This window comes from Siccibacter turicensis LMG 23730, from assembly GCF_000463155.2.
GTDB lineage: Bacteria > Pseudomonadota > Gammaproteobacteria > Enterobacterales > Enterobacteriaceae > Siccibacter > Siccibacter turicensis.
Genome location: NZ_AWFZ01000042.1, coordinates 329,394 through 350,486, shown reverse-complemented (window position 1 = coordinate 350,486; position 21,093 = coordinate 329,394). Strand labels below are relative to the sequence as shown.

The 21,093-nt window shown below is 55.1% G+C and carries 14 protein-coding genes, 1 tRNA gene and 1 other RNA gene; 6 read left to right on the top strand and 10 right to left on the bottom strand.

From position 1 onward, the window contains the following. Nucleotides 1-647: 647 nt before the first annotated feature. A complete protein-coding gene (locus DW58_RS13625) occupies nt 648-1,295 on the bottom strand; it encodes a YchE family NAAT transporter (protein ID WP_024550378.1) in 648 nt (215 codons plus the stop codon). Between the two features lie 482 nt (nt 1,296-1,777). Between DW58_RS13625 and adhE the strand changes: the two genes are divergently transcribed. Beyond that, on the top strand, nt 1,778-4,456 hold the full coding sequence (adhE, locus tag DW58_RS13620; protein WP_024550377.1) for a bifunctional acetaldehyde-CoA/alcohol dehydrogenase: 2,679 nt from the start codon (nt 1,778-1,780) through the stop codon (nt 4,454-4,456). Nucleotides 4,457-4,532: 76 nt separating this feature from the next. Here adhE and tdk read toward each other — a convergent pair whose 3' ends face one another. Beyond that, nucleotides 4,533-5,138 carry a thymidine kinase gene (gene tdk / locus DW58_RS13615; protein ID WP_024550376.1) on the bottom strand — a complete coding sequence of 202 codons (606 nt, stop codon included), beginning with the start codon at nt 5,136-5,138 and terminating at the stop codon, nt 4,533-4,535. Nucleotides 5,139-5,685: 547 nt separating this feature from the next. Between tdk and hns the strand changes: the two genes are divergently transcribed. Then, nucleotides 5,686-6,099, top strand: a complete 414-nt coding sequence (gene hns, locus DW58_RS13610; protein ID WP_024550375.1) for a histone-like nucleoid-structuring protein H-NS — start codon at nt 5,686-5,688, stop codon at nt 6,097-6,099. A gap of 410 nt (nt 6,100-6,509) precedes the next feature. Here the strand turns inward: hns and DW58_RS13605 are convergent, their stop codons facing one another. From DW58_RS13605 to rssB, 3 genes are all read right to left on the bottom strand, one after another. Then, nucleotides 6,510-7,850, bottom strand: coding sequence for a UDP-glucose dehydrogenase family protein (locus tag DW58_RS13605; protein WP_024550374.1), 1,341 nt, complete (start codon nt 7,848-7,850; stop codon nt 6,510-6,512). A gap of 24 nt (nt 7,851-7,874) precedes the next feature. Next, nucleotides 7,875-8,783: a UTP--glucose-1-phosphate uridylyltransferase GalU gene (gene galU / locus DW58_RS13600; RefSeq protein WP_024550373.1), complete on the bottom strand. Its 909-nt coding sequence runs from the start codon at nt 8,781-8,783 to the stop codon at nt 7,875-7,877. Nucleotides 8,784-8,982: 199 nt separating this feature from the next. Further along, nucleotides 8,983-9,996 (bottom strand): two-component system response regulator RssB, encoded by a 1,014-nt coding sequence (gene rssB / locus DW58_RS13595; protein WP_024550372.1) that lies wholly within the window; start codon nt 9,994-9,996, stop codon nt 8,983-8,985. Nucleotides 9,997-10,373: 377 nt separating this feature from the next. Here rssB and DW58_RS13590 point away from each other — a divergent pair, with 377 nt between their 5' ends. From DW58_RS13590 to DW58_RS20250, 4 genes are all read left to right on the top strand, one after another. Beyond that, nucleotides 10,374-10,832, top strand: a complete 459-nt coding sequence (locus DW58_RS13590) for a YchJ family protein (protein WP_035885485.1) — start codon at nt 10,374-10,376, stop codon at nt 10,830-10,832. Between the two features lie 53 nt (nt 10,833-10,885). Then, the gene (gene purU / locus DW58_RS13585) at nt 10,886-11,728 is read left to right on the top strand and encodes a formyltetrahydrofolate deformylase (protein ID WP_024550370.1); all 843 of its coding nucleotides are present in this window, start codon (nt 10,886-10,888) and stop codon (nt 11,726-11,728) included. Between the two features lie 158 nt (nt 11,729-11,886). Continuing rightward, nucleotides 11,887-11,971, top strand: a tRNA-Tyr gene (locus tag DW58_RS13580). 47 nt (nt 11,972-12,018) lie between these two features. Continuing rightward, a non-coding RNA gene (locus DW58_RS20250) (RtT sRNA) lies at nt 12,019-12,149 on the top strand. Nucleotides 12,150-12,335: 186 nt separating this feature from the next. Here DW58_RS20250 and narI read toward each other — a convergent pair. From narI to DW58_RS13555, 5 genes are all read right to left on the bottom strand, one after another. Next, nucleotides 12,336-13,013 carry a respiratory nitrate reductase subunit gamma gene (gene narI, locus DW58_RS13575; protein ID WP_024550369.1) on the bottom strand — a complete coding sequence of 226 codons (678 nt, stop codon included), beginning with the start codon at nt 13,011-13,013 and terminating at the stop codon, nt 12,336-12,338. Beyond that, nucleotides 13,013-13,723, bottom strand: coding sequence for a nitrate reductase molybdenum cofactor assembly chaperone (gene narJ / locus DW58_RS13570; RefSeq protein ID WP_024550368.1), 711 nt, complete (start codon nt 13,721-13,723; stop codon nt 13,013-13,015). The genes narI and narJ overlap by 1 nt, the downstream gene beginning before the upstream one ends. Beyond that, on the bottom strand, nt 13,720-15,255 hold the full coding sequence (narH, locus tag DW58_RS13565) for a nitrate reductase subunit beta (RefSeq protein ID WP_024550367.1): 1,536 nt from the start codon (nt 15,253-15,255) through the stop codon (nt 13,720-13,722). The genes narJ and narH overlap by 4 nt, the downstream gene beginning before the upstream one ends. Then, nucleotides 15,252-18,998 (bottom strand): nitrate reductase subunit alpha, encoded by a 3,747-nt coding sequence (locus DW58_RS13560; protein ID WP_024550366.1) that lies wholly within the window; start codon nt 18,996-18,998, stop codon nt 15,252-15,254. Before DW58_RS13560 ends, narH begins: the two co-directional genes overlap by 4 nt. A 408-nt stretch (nt 18,999-19,406) precedes the next feature. After that, the gene (locus tag DW58_RS13555) at nt 19,407-20,795 is read right to left on the bottom strand and encodes a NarK family nitrate/nitrite MFS transporter (RefSeq protein ID WP_024550365.1); all 1,389 of its coding nucleotides are present in this window, start codon (nt 20,793-20,795) and stop codon (nt 19,407-19,409) included. Between the last annotated feature and the right edge of the window lie 298 nt (nt 20,796-21,093).

Here is a 21,093-nt window from a genome sequence, read left to right as displayed (position 1 = left end):
TGGCCGCTCATGTGGCGACCTTGACGTCGATTCTTTACCGACCCTCCCCTGTCTGAGGATCGTTTCTGATGAACTCATCGCACGGCGTTAATGATTTCACCAGGAAATCATTTTGCATTTACACACGATTTGTAGCGTTTTTGTCTGGCCGGAAAGTATCAAAAGCCCCTTTCCTGCGCCAATACATTTTGCAAATTTGTTACGCGTTTCTCTTTTGGCGGGATATGAACCGCAACCTTTGCGGGACAGACAAACATGAAGCGCTGGGAAAAGGTATATATTTCAGAAAACTACGGCCTTTGCACCCCAGGCATGACGACATGATGCGTACTGCGCTTGCTATCCACAAAAATTTAACAATTGATCATTTTTTAGCACATTCCTCTGAGGGAACGTTGAAAATACTAATAACATCTCAGTAATGTCGCAGCAAGCCCCAGAGTATGATGTGAAGAAAATAACATGCCGATCGCACTTTTTCTGAACAGCTTCACCATACGCCTGTCGGTATGTTCCTGAAATCAAATTAGAATGCGAAAAATTCGGTTTTGTTATGTTTCAGTCAACTATCAGCATTAATGATATGTTTTGCTGATAATGACGATAAAAAAAGGGTGCCCGGAGGCACCCTGTTTCGAATGAAAGGCTTAATTAACCAGACCGGGGAATATAGATTTGATCCCGGTCACAATAAATTCTATCCCCAGCGCCATCAGCAACAGCCCCATAATACGGGTGATCACGTTGATGCCCGTTTGCCCTAACCAGCGCACAAACCAGGGGGCCATGCGGAATACGCCCCAGCAGCAGAGCGCAAAGAGTGCAATCGCGACCGAAAAGCCCACCAGATGCGCCCAGCTGTGATAGCGGGTGCCCCAGACAATCGTCGAGCTTATCGCCCCCGGCCCGGCCATCAACGGCAGCGCCAGCGGCACGACGCCAATGCTTTCCCGGATCGCGGTTTCTGATTTCTCCTGCTTGTTCTGCTTATCTTCGCCCAGCTTACCGCTGATCATCGACATGGCGATGGTCACCACCAGAATACCGCCGGCAATGCGGAAGGAGTCGATGGATATACCGAAGATTTGCAGGATCGCATCGCCCAGAAACAGCGAGGTCCAGAGAATAATCGCAACGGAAAGGTTGGCCGTCAGATTGGTTTTATTACGCGCAGGCGGCGTCTGATAGCTGGTCATGCTGATAAACACCGGGATTATCCCGACCGGGTTCACTAACGCAAAGAGACCAATAAAGAATTTAAAATAGACGGCAAAATCAAACAGCGATGGGTTCACTGGAAAAGCTCCGCAGATAAACAACGCACAGGCTGGCGTAATGTAGAGTAAAAACCACACTGATGCCACGTCATTTCATAGCACAGATAACCACAAATATCGCATTGTGCGGAATAAACACCAGATGTTAGCTATTTGTTGTAGATATGATAGTTTGGTTTTTATGCTCTGTAACCGTAACTTTACTTACCCGCTAAATATTAACAATTCAATCTGCTGAATGGAGTCAGCATCAATATAAATTGATTCAGATCACAAAATAGCTACTCAGAAGTGAGTAGAGTGGCTTTGCCGCCAGGGAGTAACCTCAAGCTCAGGTTGATGTTCAGGCAAGGCTCTTTTAGTAAATCAGCGGGTTTCACAGAGTAAATCGTCATGTTGTTCGTGCACTGTCTCTCACACGCCTGCTGTTCCATGCTGTCTATACTGACGAATTGAGCAGCTGATTTACTAAAAGAGTTTAACATTATCAGGAGAGCATTATGGCTGTTACTAATGTCGCTGAACTTAACGCACTCGTAGAGCGTGTAAAAAAAGCCCAGCGTGAATATGCCAATTTCACTCAAGAACAAGTCGATAAAATCTTCCGCGCCGCCGCTCTGGCAGCCGCAGACGCCCGTATCCCTCTCGCTAAAATGGCCGTTGCCGAATCCGGCATGGGTATCGTCGAAGACAAAGTGATCAAAAACCACTTCGCCTCTGAATATATCTACAACGCCTATAAAGATGAGAAGACCTGCGGCGTGCTGTCCGAAGATGACACGTTCGGCACTATCACCATCGCTGAGCCTATCGGCATCATCTGCGGTATCGTTCCGACGACTAACCCGACCTCTACCGCCATCTTCAAATCACTGATCAGCCTGAAAACCCGTAACGCAATCATCTTCTCCCCGCACCCGCGTGCAAAAGACGCCACCAACAAAGCGGCGGATATCGTGCTGCAGGCGGCTATCGCTGCCGGTGCGCCGAAAGACCTGATCGGCTGGATTGACCAGCCTTCCGTTGAACTGTCTAACGCGCTGATGCATCACCCGGACATCAACCTGATCCTCGCTACCGGTGGTCCAGGCATGGTGAAAGCGGCCTACAGCTCCGGTAAGCCTGCTATCGGCGTAGGTGCCGGTAATACCCCGGTTGTGATCGACGAAACCGCTGACATTAAACGTGCCGTTGCTTCTATCCTGATGTCCAAAACCTTCGATAACGGCGTTATCTGTGCATCAGAACAGTCAGTCATCGTGGTTGACTCGGTATACGATGCAGTACGCGAGCGTTTCTCCAGCCACGGCGGCTATCTGCTGCAGGGCAAAGAGCTGAAAGCGGTTCAGGACATTATCCTGAAAAATGGCGCGCTCAACGCCGGTATCGTGGGTCAGCCTGCCACCAAAATTGCAGAACTGGCGGGCTTCACCGTACCGTCAACCACCAAGATCCTCATCGGCGAAGTACAGCTGGTGGATGAGAGCGAGCCGTTTGCGCACGAGAAACTCTCCCCTACCCTGGCAATGTACCGCGCGAAAGATTTCGATGATGCGGTCGTTAAAGCTGAGAAGCTGGTTGCAATGGGCGGTATCGGTCATACCTCCTGCCTCTATACCGACCAGGACAACCAGCCGGCTCGCGTACAGACCTTCGGCGCCAAAATGAAAACGGCCCGTATCCTCATCAACACCCCGGCTTCACAGGGTGGTATCGGTGACCTGTACAACTTCAAACTCGCGCCTTCCCTGACTCTGGGTTGTGGTTCATGGGGTGGTAACTCCATCTCTGAGAACGTTGGTCCGAAACACCTGATCAACAAGAAAACCGTCGCTAAACGAGCTGAAAACATGCTGTGGCATAAACTTCCGAAATCCATCTACTTCCGCCGCGGCTCGCTGCCAATCGCGCTGGATGAAGTGATTACCGATGGTCACAAACGCGCCATCGTCGTGACCGACCGCTTCCTGTTCAACAACGGCTACGCTGACCAGATCACCTCAGTGCTGAAAGCTGCCGGTGTGGAAACTGAAGTGTTCTTTGAAGTGGAAGCCGACCCGACCCTGAGCGTGGTACGCAAAGGTGCCGAGCTGATGAACTCCTTTAAACCGGACGTCATCATCGCGCTGGGCGGTGGTTCCCCGATGGACGCCGCGAAAATCATGTGGGTGATGTACGAGCATCCGGAAACCCACTTCGAAGAACTGGCGCTGCGCTTTATGGATATCCGTAAACGTATCTACAAGTTCCCGAAAATGGGCGTGAAAGCGAAAATGATCGCGGTCACTACCACCTCCGGTACCGGTTCTGAAGTTACGCCGTTTGCGGTAGTGACCGACGATGCCACCGGCCAGAAATACCCGCTGGCGGATTACGCCCTGACCCCGGATATGGCGGTAGTTGATGCCAACCTGGTCATGGACATGCCGAAATCCCTGTGCGCCTTTGGTGGCCTGGATGCGGTAACACATGCTCTGGAAGCCTATGTATCAGTGCTGGCCTCGGAGTTCTCTGACGGTCAGGCACTGCAGGCGCTGAAACTGCTGAAGGAAAACCTGCCGGCGTCCTACCATGAAGGGTCGAGAAACCCGGTAGCACGTGAGCGCGTTCACAGTGCGGCTACCATCGCGGGTATCGCGTTTGCTAACGCCTTCCTCGGGGTATGTCACTCGATGGCGCACAAGCTGGGTTCTCAGTTCCACATTCCTCACGGTCTGGCGAACGCCCTGCTTATCTCCAACGTGATTCGCTACAACGCCAACGACAACCCGACCAAGCAGACGGCGTTCAGCCAGTACGACCGCCCGCAGGCACGTCGTCGCTACGCTGAAATCGCTGACCACCTCGGTCTGAGCGCGCCGGGCGACCGTACCGCAGCGAAAATCGAGAAGCTGCTGGCGTGGCTGGAAAGCATCAAAGCAGAGCTGGGCATTCCGAAGTCAATTCGTGAAGCGGGCGTTCAGGAAGCAGACTTCCTGGCCAACGTGGACAAACTGTCTGAAGATGCGTTCGACGACCAGTGTACCGGTGCCAACCCGCGCTATCCGCTGATTGCCGAACTGAAACAGATTCTGCTCGACAGCTTCTACGGTCGTGAATTTACCGAAGGCGACAACGCAGCGAAACAAGCGCTGCCGCTGCCGGTAAAAGCCGATAAAAAAGCGAAGAAAACGGTCTGATTCCTTCGCATAACAAAAAACCCGCCATCAGGCGGGTTTTTTTATGGCGCTAATACCGGGGAGCACCCCGAAAGGCTTAGCGCCCTGCAATGCCCTGCAGAGAGCCTACCGCGAGCGCTTCCTTATAGTGCTTACGACACACCGACACGTAGCGTTCGTTGCCCCCTATCACCACCTGCTCGCCTTCGTTATACGGTTTGCCATTCTGGTCGAGGCGCAGCACCATACTGGCCTTACGGCCGCAGAAGCACACGGTTTTAAGCTCCACCAGCTTATCGGACCAGGCCAGCAGATACTGGCTCCCGCTGAATAACTCCCCCTGAAAGTCGGTACGCAGCCCGTAGCACAGCACCGGAATATCCAGCACGTCCACCACCTCGGAGAGCTCGTGCACCTGCTGACGGGTCAGAAACTGGCTTTCATCCACCAGCACGCAGTTAATCGGCTTACGCTGATGCTCACGCTGGATATCATCAAACAGCGCCGTCTGAGGATTGAAAAGGTTTGCCGGAGAGGAGAGCCCAATACGGGAACTGACTTTACCCGAGCCGAAACGGTTATCAATTTCTGCGGTATAGACAAGGGTGCGCATCCCTCTTTCCTGGTAATTGTAAGAGGACTGCAGCAGCGCCGTGGATTTACCGGCGTTCATTGCGGAATAGTAGAAATATAGTTGCGCCATCGGCAGCGGGACTCCAGGGACGATATTACGATGCGCGCGATTGTAGCATAATTGCCGATTGAAACAGCCGGTAAACCCGCGGAGCGGCCAGGGTTTTACGTTAAGCGAGACCATAAAATATATAGATTTCATCACGCAGGCGTTCTGAGATCCGACCTGTGTTAAAGGATGTGATACTCCGCTAAGCACTGGAGAGATAGGCTTTTTTATAAAAAGTTAACGCACGGAATGCACAAAATATAAATGCTGAGGCCTCTCTGGTTGCCTGATACGGATGACTAATAGCGAAGGCTGATATTTATCCACGACCACAATATTATCAGGCAGATTAGTCAGGGCGCATCCAACCGAATCCGACTGAATTTGCGTTGCGGCACGTCCTGGTGAGGGGTTTGTGACTCTGAGATTTTGGTAAATGCTATTTAACCGACATCGAATAATTACGATATTTTGAATTCCTTACATTATCAGCTATTGCAGATCGCAAATTATGACTCTATTATTAGCAGAACAAACCACCCCCCAAAATAAGTTTGAGATTACTACAATGAGCGAAGCACTTAAAATTCTGAACAACATCCGTACTCTTCGTGCGCAGGCGAGAGAATGTACCCTCGAAACCCTGGAAGAAATGCTGGAAAAATTAGAAGTTGTTGTTAATGAGCGTCGCGAAGAAGAAAGCGCTGCCGCTGCGGAAATCGAAGAGCGTACGCGCAAGCTGCAGCAGTATCGCGAAATGCTGATTGCTGATGGTATTGATCCTAACGAACTGCTGAACAGCATGGGTGCAGCAAAAACCAGCGCTAAATCAAAACGCGCTGCCCGCCCGGCTAAATACAGCTACGTTGATGAAAACGGCGAAACCAAAACCTGGACTGGCCAGGGCCGTACCCCGGCTATCATCAAGAAAGCAATGGATGAGCAGGGTAAACAGCTGGACGATTTCCTGATCAAAGAGTAATTCATACGCCTTACGCGTAATAAAAAATCCCGCTCCGGCGGGATTTTTTGTGCCCGCAATAAATGTTTGATGCAGATAATACGTGTTCTGCGCTAATACATTGATTGTTTTTTGTACGCCCTGTATCACCCTCCCCGGCCTTGCCTGACGCCATAAATTCGACCTCAACCTCCTGCGCCGCTCCGATAATTACACCTGGTAACAATATTGATACCGTTACATGCCAGGATTGGCATAAGCCAAATTGAACCGGTTAATCATCCTGCGGGGCGATTATATCCCCGACAGAAACCGGGTTAAGGTTCTGCGGATTTTGGACACTGGTGAGAAGAGGTATTGAGCAGAAGCAACGTACAGGCCAAAAAAAAGGCAGAGCGCGTTGCCGCGTTCTGCCTTATTTATTACCGCACTCAGGCTATATTGAGCGAGGCTCCACGACCTATACCATAATAGGTAAAGCCGCGTTTGCGTAATCTCTCCGGATCGTAGAGGTTACGACCGTCGAAAATTACTGCCTCATTCAAGGCGTTTTTGATGGTATCAAAATCCGGGGCCTTGAAGCTCTGCCACTCGGTACAAATAACCAGCGCATCCGCACCTTGTAATGCCGCTTCTTTGGTGCCCATCAGTCGCAGGTCTGCGCGGTGACCATAAATACGCTGCGCTTCGTCCATCGCTTCCGGGTCATAGGCCTGTACGATAGCACCGCGTTTCCACAGTTCGTCCATCAGTACGCGGCTTGACGCTTCACGCATGTCATCGGTGTTCGGTTTAAAGGAGAGCCCCCACAGTGCGAAGGTTTTGCCTTTCAAATCGTCGCCGAAATGACGCTGGATGAATTCCGGCAGCTTCATTTTCTGATCGTCGTTCACATCTTCTACCGCTTTCAGCAGGCGCGGCACGTAACCGATATGCTCTGCGGTACGAATCAGTGCCTGAACGTCTTTCGGGAAGCAGGAGCCGCCGTAGCCACAACCGGGATAAATGAAGCTGTAGCCAATGCGGGAGTCCGACCCGATACCCTGACGTACTTTCTCAACGTCGGCGCCCAGACGCTCCGCCAGGTTAGCGATTTCGTTCATAAAGCTGATTTTGGTCGCCAGCATGCAGTTGGCAGCATACTTGGTGAGCTCAGCGCTACGAATATCCATCATGATCATACGATCGTGATTGCGGTTAAACGGCTCGTAAAGCTCGCGCAGCAGGTCAACCACATCATCGTTATCGGTACCAACGATGATGCGCTCAGGGCGCATGCAGTCGGCCACCGCGGCCCCTTCCTTGAGGAATTCAGGGTTGGAGACCACATCAAAGTTCAGATCGACGCCGCGCTCATTCAGCGCTTCGGCCATCACCTTACGTACGCGGTCTGCGGTACCCACCGGCACGGTAGACTTGTCGATAACGACTTTGTGCGAGGTCATATATCTGGCGATGGTCTGCGCAACGGCGACCACGTATTTCAGATCGGCGGAACCATCTTCATCCGGTGGCGTACCCACGGCGATAAACTGCATCACGCCGTGATTTACCCCTTCTTCCGGATTGGTACTGAAGTGTAATCGACCCTCCTCGAAGTTTTTCTTCACTAAGGGAGTCAGACCAGGTTCATAGATGGGAATAAGACCCTGCTTCAGGTTCTCTACTTTAGCCTCGTCCACGTCGATGCACATTACGTCATGCCCGACTTCCGCAAGCACTGCTGCCTGCACCAGACCTACGTAGCCAATACCAAACACGGTTACTTTCATTGCTTTATCCTGCGATAAAATGGATTACTTGTTGTCGCCCACCGTCTCGTTGAGCCACGCCGTAAATTCAGCACCCAACGTGTTGTGACGAACGCCGTATTCTACGAATGCCTGCATGTAGCCCAGCTTGTTACCGCAGTCGTGGCTCTTACCTTTCATGTGGTAGGCCTCAACGGTTTCTTTGTCCATCAGCATGGCGATAGAGTCGGTAAGCTGGATTTCATCACCGGCTCCCGGAGGGGTTTTCGCCAGCAGAGGCCAGATATCAGCGCTGAGCACGTAACGGCCCACGACCGCCAGGTTAGACGGCGCGACGTTAGCTTTTGGCTTCTCAACGATGCCGACCATCGGTACGCTGTCGCCCGGGTTCAGCTCGACGCCTTTGCAGTCAACAACGCCGTAAGCGGTCACGTCTTCTACCGGCTCTACCATGATCTGGCTGTTACCGGTTTCATCGAAGCGCTTAATCATTTCCGCCAGGTTATCCTGGGAGAGATCGGATTCGTATTCGTCCAGAATCACGTCCGGGAGAATCACGGCTACGGGCTCATCGCCAACAACCGGATGCGCGCACATCACCGCGTGGCCAAGGCCTTTCGCCAGACCCTGACGGACCTGCATGATGGTGACGTGCGGTGGGCAGATAGACTGGACTTCTTCCAGCAGCTGGCGCTTAACGCGTTTTTCCAGCATGGCTTCCAGTTCGAAGCTGGTGTCGAAGTGGTTTTCGATGGAGTTTTTCGAGGAGTGGGTAACCAGAACAATTTCGGTAATTCCTGCCGCGATACACTCATTTACTACGTACTGGATTAAAGGCTTATCAACCAGCGGCAGCATCTCTTTAGGGATCGCCTTAGTTGCAGGCAACATTCGGGTTCCTAATCCCGCAACCGGGATTACTGCTTTTCTTACTTTCGAATTAATGGCAGCCATGAAAATTCTCCTGAACCGTTCAAGTTTCACACTTGTTCGTCAATTAAAAACGCGTTCGAGTATATCAGGTTAGAAATTGGATCAGCGTCTGAATACCCGCCGCAGCGGCAATTTAGGACTAATACGAATAAAGCTGAAAGGATATTACCACCGGCTCAGACAGCCCGGAAAAGCTATCTGAGTTAGCCGGTTTAAGTGCTCATTCCGCAGACAACATCAGGCGCAGACGCCCGCCAGAGCCCCAGATCTGGCACTGCCAGGACTCGCTATGCTGACTGATTTGATTTAAGTAGGTATTCCCCAGCGTGCCAAGCGGCACACCGTTACTTAACTGAATCTGATGATCGCCGGTATTGAGGGTGGCATTAAGTCCGGCAGAAACTAATATCAGATTTTTTAACCCACTGTGGTAATAACCCACCAGCAACGGGAATTGCCCAGGTAAATTTGCCTGGCGCAACAGTTGGTTAACCTGTTTAAGTAAATTACCGAGTTCCGGGAGCCGCTGACGCTGGCGCGAAAGCTGCTCCTGCAATAATCCATTAAATAAGGCGCGCAATAATAAAGCAGCCAGTACGCCATTATCACCGGCGCGGGTGACATCGAGACAATAAAAGGCTAAATCCTGATCGGAAAGCGGCGCAATATCGAGCACCAGTCCTGGCTCATCGGCGGCGACCAGTTGACGATAGTTGATACGGCAATGGGACATCACCTGCTGCACCGGCGGCTGAAGCTGCTGGAGGAGTTTGGCGGCGGCGCTCGGGTTGGCGACCAGCGCGTCCCAGTCCTGGAATAGCTGATCTTCTTCTTCAACCCTGGAGTTGAACATCGCCGGATAGAGGCAGGCGAAGACCGTTTCCCGCAGGCGGTTAAAATCTTTCACCGGCTTGAGCAGCACATCCTGCACCCCAAGGCGCAGCGCTTTGGCGATATCAGACATGTTGCCGGTACCGGAGATAACCAGAACCGGGGTCTGGTTGCCTTCATTGCGGATATGCTCTACCAGCTTCAGGCCATTCATACGCGGCATCTCAATGTCGCAAATGAGCAGATCGGGTGTGAGTCCGGCCAGTTTTTCCAGGGCTTCAATACCATCTTGGGCAAGCTGGGTGTCAGCACCCAGCGACGTTAACCAGGAATCCAGCAGTGAGCGGAAAACGGGCTCGTCCTCAACGATCAGAATCTGTTTTCCGGTCAATGGTTGCGTCATTTTCTCTCCCCTGACGTGCGTTATCTCAATAGTGGCATGGTATAGCCGGAAACGCCTGTCAGAATTAGCTGAACAAAGACAAAAAACAGGTGCAATACGGGTCTATCGCACCAAAAGCTCAAAGTTGTGGCCGATAGTAACAAAGAAATGTCACTTTTTCAGGGCCTTAACCTCATCTTTTCGCGCTAAGCGCAGCGCGGGGGCAATCCTCCCCCACGAAAGCAGCATGCGTCAATACCCTGTCATGGCAAGCCGGGACAACGGTCAGTGTGCGAGAGTGCCTTTCGGCGGTGACGTGGCATAGCATCAATACGGACGCTCGGTTACCATACGCCTTTTGTGCGTAAGCGCTTTCACATCCCCGTAAGGAGACCGTTTTGTCGCAACCTTGTCCATGTGGCAGTGCAGTGGAGTATAGCCTATGTTGCGGGCCTTTCCTGGCCTCTGAGGCGCTGCCCGCTACCCCCGCGCAGCTGATGCGCTCGCGCTATTGCGCGTTCGTCACCCATAACGCCCCGTATCTGGTCGCCACCTGGCACCCGTCATGCGAGGCCGCACGCTTTGCAGCCGATATTGAAGCTGGCTTTGCCGGAACCACCTGGCAGGGGCTGACGATTTATGAGCAGGCTGAGGGCCATTCGCCCGAGGAGGGCTTCGTCAGCTTTGTGGCGCGTTTTCAGGAAAATGGCAAAAGTGGTGCTATTATCGAGCGCTCGCGTTTTCTGAAAGAAAACAACAAGTGGTACTATGTCGACGGTACGCGCCCGCAGTTTGGCCGTAACGACCCCTGCCCCTGTGGCTCGGGGAAAAAATTCAAAAAGTGTTGCGGGCAATAACGCGCCGACGACACCCGTAAACGCACACACTGTTCAACAGGATCCGCCCTGAGATGCACTCTCTACAACGTAAAGTACTGCGCACCATCTGTCCCGATCAGAAAGGGCTCATCGCGCGCATCACCAACATCTGTTACAAGCACGAACTGAACATCGTGCAGAACAACGAGTTTGTTGACCACCGCACCGGACGCTTCTTTATGCGTACCGAGCTGGAAGGGATTTTTAACGACGCCACGCTGCTGGCGGATCTCGACAGCGCCCTGCCCGAAGGGTCGGTGCGCGAGCTTAATCCCGCAGGCCGTCGTCGCATCGTTATTCTGGTCACCAAAGAGGCCCACTGCCTGGGCGATCTGCTGATGAAGTGCACCTATGGCGGCCTGGACGTTGAGATCGCTGCGGTTATCGGAAACCACGAGACGCTGCGCACCCTGGTGGAACGCTTTGATATCCCGTTCACCCTTGTCAGCCACGAAGGCTATACCCGCGAAGAGCACGATAATCTGATGGCGCAGGCGATTGAAGCCCACGATCCGGATTACGTGGTGCTGGCGAAGTACATGCGCGTGCTGACGCCCTCATTCGTGGCGCGCTTCCCGAACAAGATTATCAATATCCACCACTCGTTCCTGCCGGCCTTTATCGGCGCGCGCCCTTACCATCAGGCCTACGAGCGCGGCGTGAAGATTATTGGCGCCACCGCGCACTACGTGAATGACAATCTCGATGAAGGTCCGATCATCATGCAGGACGTTATTCATGTGGATCACACCTACACGGCGGAAGATATGATGCGTGCCGGACGTGACGTGGAGAAAAACGTATTAAGCCGTGCGCTCTATCAGGTGCTGGCCCAGCGCGTGTTTGTTTACGGCAACCGCACGATTATTCTTTAATCTTTTGGGGAATCTGTTGCTTAGCTTTGCTGCGTTACGGGCAAAAAGTACGCAAACAACATCAATTCCCCTACGCAATACTTTACAGCGGCGCGTCATTTGATATGATGCGCCCCGCTTCCCCCAAGGAAGCAGGCCAGTACTAAGCATTACCCCGTGGTGGGGTTCCCGAGCGGCCAAAGGGAGCAGACTGTAAATCTGCCGTCATCGACTTCGAAGGTTCGAATCCTTCCCCCACCACCATCTCTCGCCTATCCCACATTCCCGAACTTGATCAATTAATGCTTCATGATTCTCCGCACAGGGGAAGGATGAGAAGCTCCGACTAAGGTTCGATTCGAGCGTAGCGAGAAAACGTTGCCGCAGGCAACGGCCCGAAGGGTGAGGCGCACAGCGCCGAATAATCCTTCCCCCAACACCCTCTCGCCTATCCCACATTCCCGAAGTTAATCAATGATTACGTCATGATTCTCCGTGCCGGAGACGTCGCCTTCCTGTACCACCCTCGCCTTTATTACTACTCAGCGCCTGTCTGTTCTCCGCCCGCCCGGATGCCGGACAATAAAAAACCCGGCCTGAGCCGGGTTTGACGTGTCTGCCAGCGCGTTCAGCGACGCGCGCGAACAATCTGGTATTTACGGGTGAAATACTCCACCGGTGCGCTCCAGACGTGCACCAGACGGGTGAACGGGAACACCAGGAACAGCGTCATGCCGAGCACCAGATGCAGGCGGAAAATAAACGCCACGCCGTCCAGATGCGCTGCGGCACCGCCGCGGAAGGTCACCACCGACTGCGCCCAGCCAACCAGTTTCATCATCTCAGACCCGTCCATATGCTGGGCCGAGAATGGAATGGTGATAAGCCCCAGCGTACACTGCGTCATCAGCAGCACAAGGATCAGAATGTCTGCACCGGTTGAGGTGGCGCGCACCCGCGGGTTAAACAGGCGACGTTTAAGCAGCAGCAGACCGCCCACCAGCGTCATCACACCAAATACCCCGCCAGCGATCATCGCCAGCTTCTGCTTGGTGGCGATGGGCAGGAACGCTTCGTACATCCAGTGTGGGGTCAGCATACCGAACAGGTGGCCGAAGAAAATCCCCAGGATCCCGAAGTGGAACAGGTTTGAGGCCATGTTCATCCCCTTGCGGTCCAGCATCTGGCTCGATGCCGCGCGCCAGGAGTACTGGCCATAGTCATAGCGCAGCCAGCTCCCGACCAGGAACACGGTACCGGCAATATAGGGATAGATCCCGAAGAAAAACGTATTCAGAAAGTCCATCACTGATGCTCCCCGGTTGGAATAGTAAGATATTGCGGTGCGACGGCACCGGCGAAACGACGCTGGTGCGTGCTGATGGCGTTATCACCGCACCCCTGCTCGGCGAAGAATTTCACCTGCTCCTCTTCCCATACGGCGTCAAGCGCCTGAAGCGTATCGTCGCGCGCTTCGTTGGCGATCTTCTCGGTCACCTGATGGGTATCGATAGCGGTTTCACACAGCCCTAACAGCAGTTCAAACAGCACCGCGTAGCTGCTTTCGCGCTGCGTCAGACGCGCCGCGAGCAGCGCCAGGATCGGGGCGATGTCCTGTAGTCCGGCAATCGTCTCCGGCTTCGGCAGCTGTGCCAGATACTCAAGGTAGAGCGGCAGGTGATCGGGCAGCTCGCGGCTATCGAGCGCCAGCCCGGCGCGTTCGTACTGCGAGAGCAGATCGACCATCGCCTGGCCGCGATCCCGGGATTCGCCGTGCACGTGTTCAAACAGCAGCAGCGAGGTCGCACGGCCACGGTCAAACAGCTCACCGTAGCTGGCCTGCGCATCCAGTAGCTCCTGCTGGGTCAGATCGCGCACAAACACGCCGAGCTGATGCGCCTGCTTCAGAGAAAGGTTTTCCGCCTCAGCCAGCGCCTCAAAGAGTTCGTCCTGATGCTGCCACAGGGCAGCATCCGGGTACTCCAGCAGGCGGGAGATAAGCAACAGTTCGATCATGAGCGCGACTCCGTTTTAACAGTCACATCAATGGCATCGATGCGGCGGCTGTTGAACAGGTTGAATTTGCTGTCAGACCCGTGGCAGCCGTCACCGAAGCTGAAACCACACCCGTTACGCTCCGGGAAGGCATCCGCTGCCAGTTCACGATGGGTAGAGGGCACCACGAAACGGTCTTCGTAGTTGGCAATCGCCAGATAGCGGTACATCTCCTGAGCCTGCGCTTCGCTAAGGCCTACTTCTTCCAGCGCGCGCACATCGGTGACGCCGTCGACCGTCTCGGCACGTTTATAGTGACGCATGGCCAGCATACGTTTCAGGGCCAGCAGCACCGGCGCGGTGTCGCCTGCGGTCAGCAGGTTCGCCAGGTATTGCACCGGAATACGCAGGCTGTCCACGTCCGGCAGAATGCCGTTGCGGCCCAGCTCGCCCGCATCAGCGGCGGACTGAATCGGTGACAGCGGCGGCACGTACCAGACCATCGGCAGCGTGCGGTATTCCGGGTGCAGCGGCAGCGCCAGCTTCCAGTCCATCGCCAGTTTCCACACTGGCGACTGCTGCGCGGCGTCAATCACGCTCTGCGGAACGCCATCCTTCAGCGCCTGTTCAATTACCGCCGGGTCGTTCGGATCGAGGAACACATCCAGCTGACGCTGATAGAGGTCTTTCTCGCTTTCGGTACTGGCCGCGTTCTCAATCGCATCCGCGTCATACAGCAGCACGCCGAGGTAGCGAATACGTCCGACGCAGGTTTCCGAGCAGACGGTCGGCATGCCGGCTTCGATACGCGGATAGCAGAAGATGCACTTCTCAGACTTGCCGCTCTTCCAGTTGAAGTAGATTTTTTTGTACGGGCAGCCGGTGATGCACATGCGCCAGCCGCGGCATTTGTCCTGGTCGATCAGCACAATGCCGTCTTCTTCACGTTTGTAGATGGCACCGCTCGGGCAGGTGGCGACGCACGCCGGGTTAAGGCAGTGCTCGCACAGACGCGGCAGATACATCATGAAGGTGTTTTCGAACTGGCCGTACATCGCCTTCTGCATGTTGTCGAAGTTTTTATCCTGACCGCGTTTTTCAAATTCGCCGCCGAGGATCTCTTCCCAGTTCGGGCCCGCTTCGATTTTGTTCATGCGCTGGCCGGTGATCAGCGAGCGCGGACGCGCAATCGGCTGATGCTTGCCTTCCGGCGCGTTGTGTAGATGCTGATAGTCGTAATCGAACGGCTCGTAGTAATCATCGATACCCGGCAGGTGCGGGTTGGCGAAGATTTTACCGAGCAGCATCGCACGGCCACCCATGCGCGGCTGCAGTTTGCCGTTGATTTTACGGATCCAGCCGCCCTTCCATTTCTCCTGGTTTTCCCAGTCATTTGGGAAACCGACGCCCGGTTTACTTTCTACGTTGTTAAACCACGCGTACTCCATCCCTTCGCGGCTGGTCCAGACGTTTTTACAGGTTACCGAGCAGGTGTGGCAGCCGATGCACTTATCCAGATTCAGCACCATGCCGACTTGTGAACGAATTTTCATTTTACGCTCTCCTGTACCTGGTCATTGCCTTCGCCATCTAACCAGTCGATATTTTTCATCTTGCGCACCACGACAAACTCATCGCGGTTCGAGCCGACGGTGCCGTAGTAGTTAAAGCCGTATGCCTGATGGGCGTAGCCGCCGATCATATGGGTCGGTTTCGGGCTGATACGGGTGACCGAGTTGTGGATCCCCCCGCGCTGGCCGGTGATTTCCGAGCCTGGCAGGTTCACGATGCGCTCCTGAGCGTGGTACATCATGGTCATCCCGGCCGGCACACGCTGGCTGACAACCGCACGCGCGGTCAGCGCCCCGTTGGCGTTAAACACTTCAATCCAGTCGTTATCAACGATGCCGAGATCTTTGGCGTCATCTTCGCTCATCCAGACAATCGGGCCGCCGCGTGACAGGGTCAGCATCAGCAGGTTGTCGCTGTAGGTGGAGTGAATGCCCCATTTCTGGTGCGGCGTCAGGAAGTTCAGCGCCTTCTCCGGATTGCCGTTAGATTTCTGCCCCATCAGAGCTTTCACCGAACGAGTATCAATCGGCGGACGGTACACCAGCAGGCTCTCGCCGAAGTCGCGCATCCACGGGTGGTCCTGATAGATCTGCTGACGACCGGTCAGGGTGCGCCACGGGATCAGCTCATGCACGTTGGTGTAGCCCGCATTGTAGGAGACATACTCATCTTCAAGGCCGGACCAGGTCGGGCTGGAGATGATTTTGCGCGGCTGCGCCTGGATATCGCGGAAGCGGATTTTTTCCTCTTCTTTATTCAGCGCCAGATGACGGTGATCGATACCGGTAAACTCGCTCAGTGCCGCCCATGCTTTCACCGCAACGTGACCGTTGGTTTCGGGTGCCAGGGTGAGGATCATCTCGGCAGCGTCAATGGCGGTGTTAAGCATCGGCTGGCCTTTGGCCGGGCCGTCAGCCTTGGTGTAGTTCAGCTTGCGCAACAGATCCATCTCGGTCTGGGTGTTCCAGGCGATGCCCTTACCGCCGTTGCCGATGGTGTCGAGCAGCGGCCCGATAGAGGTGAAACGCTCGTAGGTGGCCGGGTAATCACGCTCCACCACCACGATGTGCGGTGCGGTTTTGCCCGGAATCAGCTCGCATTCGCCCTTCTTCCAGTCCTTCACGTCCAGCGGCTGCGCCAGCTCTGCGGCGGAGTCGTGCTGGATCGGCAGCGTGACCACGTCGGTTTCGGTGCCCAGATGCCCGACGCACACTTCGGAGAATTTCTTCGCAATGCCTTTATAGATTTCCCAGTCGCTTTTGGATTCCCACGCCGGGTCCACCGCTGCGGAAAGCGGATGAATAAACGGATGCATATCCGAGGTATTCATGTCGTCTTTCTCGTACCAGGTTGCGGTCGGCAGCACGATATCGGAGTAGAGACAGGTGCTGGACAGGCGGAAGTCGAGGGTCACCACCAGGTCAAGCTTGCCGTCGAGGCCGTTGTCCTGCCACTCAATCTCTTCCGGCTTCACGCCGCCCTGCTGACCCAGATCCTTGCCCTGAATACCGTTTTCTGTACCGAGCAGGTATTTCAGCATGTACTCATGCCCTTTCCCGGAGGAGCCGAGCAGGTTCGAACGCCAGACGAACAGGTTGCGCGGGTGGTTTTTGCCGTTTTCCGGCTCTTCAGCGGCGAAACGGATCTCACCGGACTTCAGGGCCTGCACCGTGTAGTCCACCGGACTCATGCCGGCGGCATCGGCAGCGGCTTTGATCCGCAGCGGGTTGGTGCCGAGCTGCGGTGCAGACGGCAGCCAGCCCATACGTTCGGCGCGCACGTTGAAGTCGATCAGATGGCCGGTATAGCGCGATTTGTCGGCCAGCGGCGAGAGCAGCTCTTCCGCGGTCAGAGATTCGTAGCGCCACTGGCTGGAGTGGTTATAGAAGAACGAGGTGCTGTTCATGTGGCGCGGCGGACGGTTCCAGTCCAGCGCAAACGCCAGCGGTGTCCAGCCGGTCTGCGGACGCAGCTTCTCCTGACCCACATAGTGCGCCCAGCCGCCGCCGCTCTGGCCGACGCAGCCGCAGAACACCAGCATGTTGATCAGCCCACGATAGTTCATGTCCATGTGGAACCAGTGGTTCAGACCGGCACCAACGATGATCATCGAGCGACCGTGGGTTTTATCGGCGTTGTCGGCGAACTCACGCGCGGTGCGGATAATCTGCGCGCGTGGCACACCGGTAATCTGTTCAGCCCAGGCCGGGGTGTAGGCTTTCACCTCATCGTAGCTGGTTGCCGCGTTAGCATCGCCCAGTCCACGCTCAAGGCCGTAGTTTGCCAGCGTAAGGTCGTAGACCGTGGTCACCAGCGCGGTTTCCCCGTTGGCGAGCTGGAGGCGCTTCGCCGGCAGCTTGTGGACCAGCACGTTGTCGAGCGCCACGTTGGTGAAGTGCTCGGTGCCGTCGCCGCCAAAGTACGGGAAGCCAACCTCGGCAATTTCGTCGTGGCTTCCGAGCAGGCTCAGGCGCAGCTCGGCTTCTTCACCGCTGGTGCCGTTACGCTGTTCGAGGTTCCATTTGCCCTTTTCACCCCAGCGGAAACCGATAGAGCCGTTTGGCGCCACCAGCTCACCGGAGCGGTTATCGCAGGCGATGGTTTTCCATTCCGGGTTGTTTTCCTGACCCAGGGCATCCACCAGATCCGAGGCGCGCAGCATGCGGCCGGCGGCGTACATGCCGTCACGCGGTTCGAGCATGACCAGCATCGGCATGTCGGTGTAGCGACGCACGTAGTCGGTGAAGTACTGGCTCGGGTTATCGAGGTGGAATTCACGCAGCATGACGTGGCCCATCGCCAGCGCCATCGCGCTGTCGGTCCCCTGCTTCGGTGCCAGCCAGAGATCGCACAGCTTGGCGATTTCGGCGTAGTCCGGGGTAACGGCCACGGTTTTGGTGCCTTTGTAGCGTACTTCAGTAAAGAAGTGTGCGTCCGGGGTACGGGTCTGCGGAACGTTGGAGCCCCAGGCGATGATGTAGCTGGAGTTGTACCAGTCGGCGGATTCCGGCACGTCGGTCTGCTCACCCCAGGTCATCGGCGAGGCCGGCGGCAGGTCGCAGTACCAGTCGTAGAAGCTCAGGCAGGTTCCGCCGATCAGCGACAGGTAACGGGCGCCGGAGGCGTAGGAGACCATCGACATCGCCGGGATCGGCGAGAAGCCGGCAATACGGTCCGGACCGTAGGTTTTGGCGGTATAGACGTTGGACGCCGCGATAAGCTCATTCACTTCCTGCCAGGAGGAGCGTACAAAGCCACCGCGCCCGCGCGCCTGCTTGTAGCTTTTGGCTTTGTCGCTGTCTTCGATAATGGAAGCCCAGGCCTCAACCGGATCGCTGTGCAGGGCTTTCGCTTCGCGCCACAGCTTAATCAGACGCTTGCGCATCAGCGGGTATTTCAGGCGGTTGGCGCTGTAGAGATACCAGGAGTAGCTGGCGCCGCGAGGACAGCCGCGCGGTTCGTGGTTCGGCATATCCGGACGGGTACGCGGATAGTCGGTCTGCTGGGTTTCCCAGGTGACCAGACCGTTTTTCACGTAAATCTTCCAGCTGCAGGAGCCGGTACAGTTTACGCCGTGGGTGGATCGCACGATTTTATCGTGCTGCCAGCGCTGGCGGTATCCATCTTCCCAGTCACGGTTTGTTTCTAATACCTGGCCGTGCCCGTCGGCAAAGGTTTCACCCTTCTGTTTGAAGTAGCGAAACCGGTCCAGAAATTTGCTCATCAGCGTTTCTCCTGTTGGAGCCTTAAGGCTCTTCTGGTAAATCGACATTGCTGCTATTGACGGCAAAGTAGCCCGTGCTATGGGTGGGGGAATTGATACCGATCAAGCGGGTAAGGCTTTGAAAAATGGGGTGTAAAGTCAGATACCACCAAAGTGGGATAACCAGTTATTTTATAAATATCTGATTTAGATAGATAAATTCATGAAAAGACCTTTTCAGCGCGCCTGTTTTCACCCTTGCGGGGCATTGGTGGTATACACCAACCTGATGAGAGCGCGGTCACACACAACGCAGCGGCGACTGAAACCGAACGGGTTCCACCTGTAAGTATGTTGTAACTAATTAACATCTAAAAAAAGCGCGGGCAACCCCGCGCTGTAAAATGCCGACTTCTTTTATCGTTATTATTATTTTGCTTTGCGCCCGTACACCACCCAGGTGACGACCACGCAAATCACGTAAAACACCAGGAAGACTTTCATGGCGCCCGCCGGGGAGCCGGTCAGCGCCAGCGACGTACCGAAGGCTTTCGGAATAAAGAAGCCGCCGATCGCCCCGATAGCCGAGATGAAGCCAAGTGCCGCCGCCGTATCGGTCGCGGCTTCACGCATCGCCTGCGCTTCCGTCCCGCCCTGCGCTTTTACGCGGTCCATCGTCAGCTTACGGAAAATCACCGAGATCATCTGGAACGAGGAGCCGCTACCCAGCCCGGCGGTCAGGAACAGCATCAGGAACACCCCAAAGAAAGCGATCAGGTTGCCCTGGCTGTCGCCTGACGGCAGCGTCGTGAACAGCAGCGCGCTGAACAGCGCCATCAGAACGAAGTTCACTAGGGTAACCCGGGTTCCGCCGAGGCGGTCAGAGATCGCCCCACCGGCGGTACGCGCCAGCGCGCCGAACAGCGGGCCAAAGAAGGCGTAGTGCAGAATATCCACCTGCGGGAACTGGGTTTTTGCCAGCATGGCAAACCCGGCGGAGAACCCAATAAACGAGCCGAAGGTCGCGAGGTAGAGGAAACTCATTATCCACAGGTGACCGCGCAGCAGCACCGGAAGCTGATCGCGGATCGAGGCTTTCGAGGTGGCGAGGTCGTTCATGCCAAACCAGGCAGCCAGGGTGAAAAAGGCCAGCAGCGGTACCCAGATCCAGGCGGCGTTTTCCAGGTAGAGACGCGAGCCGTTTTCCTGCACCACTCCGTCACCGCCGAACGCGGCGAAAATCGACATGGAGATCGCCAGCGGAGCCAGCAGCTGCATCACGCTGACGCCAAGGTTACCCATACCGCCGTTGATGCCGAGCGCCCCGCCCTGTTTCTGCTTCGGAAAGAAGAAGCTGATATTCGCCATGCTGGAGGCGAAGTTAGCCCCGGCAAAACCGCACAGCAGGGAGATAATGATAAAGGTGCTGAACGGCGTCGAGCTGTCCTGCACCGCAAAACCCAGCCACAGGCAGGGAATAATCAGGATCCCGGTGCTGAACGCCGTCCAGCGACGCCCGCCGAAAATCGGCACCATAAAGGAATAGGGCACGCGCAGCAGCGCCCCGGAAACCGACGGCAGCGCGGTCAGCATAAACAGCTGATCGGTTGTGAAGTTAAACCCCACTTTGTTCAGGTTGACCGCGACCGCACTGAATAACATCCAGACGCAGAACGCGAGCAGCAGGCTGGGTACCGAAATCCACAGATTGCGGCGGGCAACGCGGTAGCCGGTTTGCTGCCAGAACGCGGGATCTTCCGGACGCCAGTCTGTAATTAACGTGCTGTTTGCACGTTCAGGGGCGGAAGCGTGACTCATAAACACCTCAGATAGATGAAATAACTGCACTCACCATAGGGTTTATGTCGCCGCTTAAGTTGATGTAAATCAAAGGATAAGCTGGCGCTGTTACGCCTGAAAAAATCGCCTTATCCTTAGTGAGTAGTGAATCGGCAGGCAAAAGATGTGGATTTTCACGGCTCTGACCCGGTTTTACCCCTTCTTCGCAGGCGCCCCCTGCTCCGTGGCAAATGAGGGTTAATCCTTTGGGGGTATGTGTATACTCCTGGTGATACCTGACAATAGCGCCATCTTGTTTACTGGTGCCTTGATGACC

Coding starts and splice junctions, on each gene's coding strand:
- tdk (WP_024550376.1), bottom strand. CDS start 5,138: ATGGCGCAACTATATTTCTACTATTCCGCAATGAACGCCGGTAAATCC.
- narH (WP_024550367.1), bottom strand. CDS start 15,255: ATGAAAATTCGTTCACAAGTCGGCATGGTGCTGAATCTGGATAAGTGC.
- narI (WP_024550369.1), bottom strand. CDS start 13,013: ATGGACTTTCTGAATACGTTTTTCTTCGGGATCTATCCCTATATTGCC.
- DW58_RS13555 (WP_024550365.1), bottom strand. CDS start 20,795: ATGAGTCACGCTTCCGCCCCTGAACGTGCAAACAGCACGTTAATTACA.
- galU (WP_024550373.1), bottom strand. CDS start 8,783: ATGGCTGCCATTAATTCGAAAGTAAGAAAAGCAGTAATCCCGGTTGCG.
- purU (WP_024550370.1), top strand. CDS start 10,886: ATGCACTCTCTACAACGTAAAGTACTGCGCACCATCTGTCCCGATCAG.
- hns (WP_024550375.1), top strand. CDS start 5,686: ATGAGCGAAGCACTTAAAATTCTGAACAACATCCGTACTCTTCGTGCG.
- rssB (WP_024550372.1), bottom strand. CDS start 9,996: ATGACGCAACCATTGACCGGAAAACAGATTCTGATCGTTGAGGACGAG.
- adhE (WP_024550377.1), top strand. CDS start 1,778: ATGGCTGTTACTAATGTCGCTGAACTTAACGCACTCGTAGAGCGTGTA.
- DW58_RS13605 (WP_024550374.1), bottom strand. CDS start 7,850: ATGAAAGTAACCGTGTTTGGTATTGGCTACGTAGGTCTGGTGCAGGCA.
- DW58_RS13560 (WP_024550366.1), bottom strand. CDS start 18,998: ATGAGCAAATTTCTGGACCGGTTTCGCTACTTCAAACAGAAGGGTGAA.
- narJ (WP_024550368.1), bottom strand. CDS start 13,723: ATGATCGAACTGTTGCTTATCTCCCGCCTGCTGGAGTACCCGGATGCT.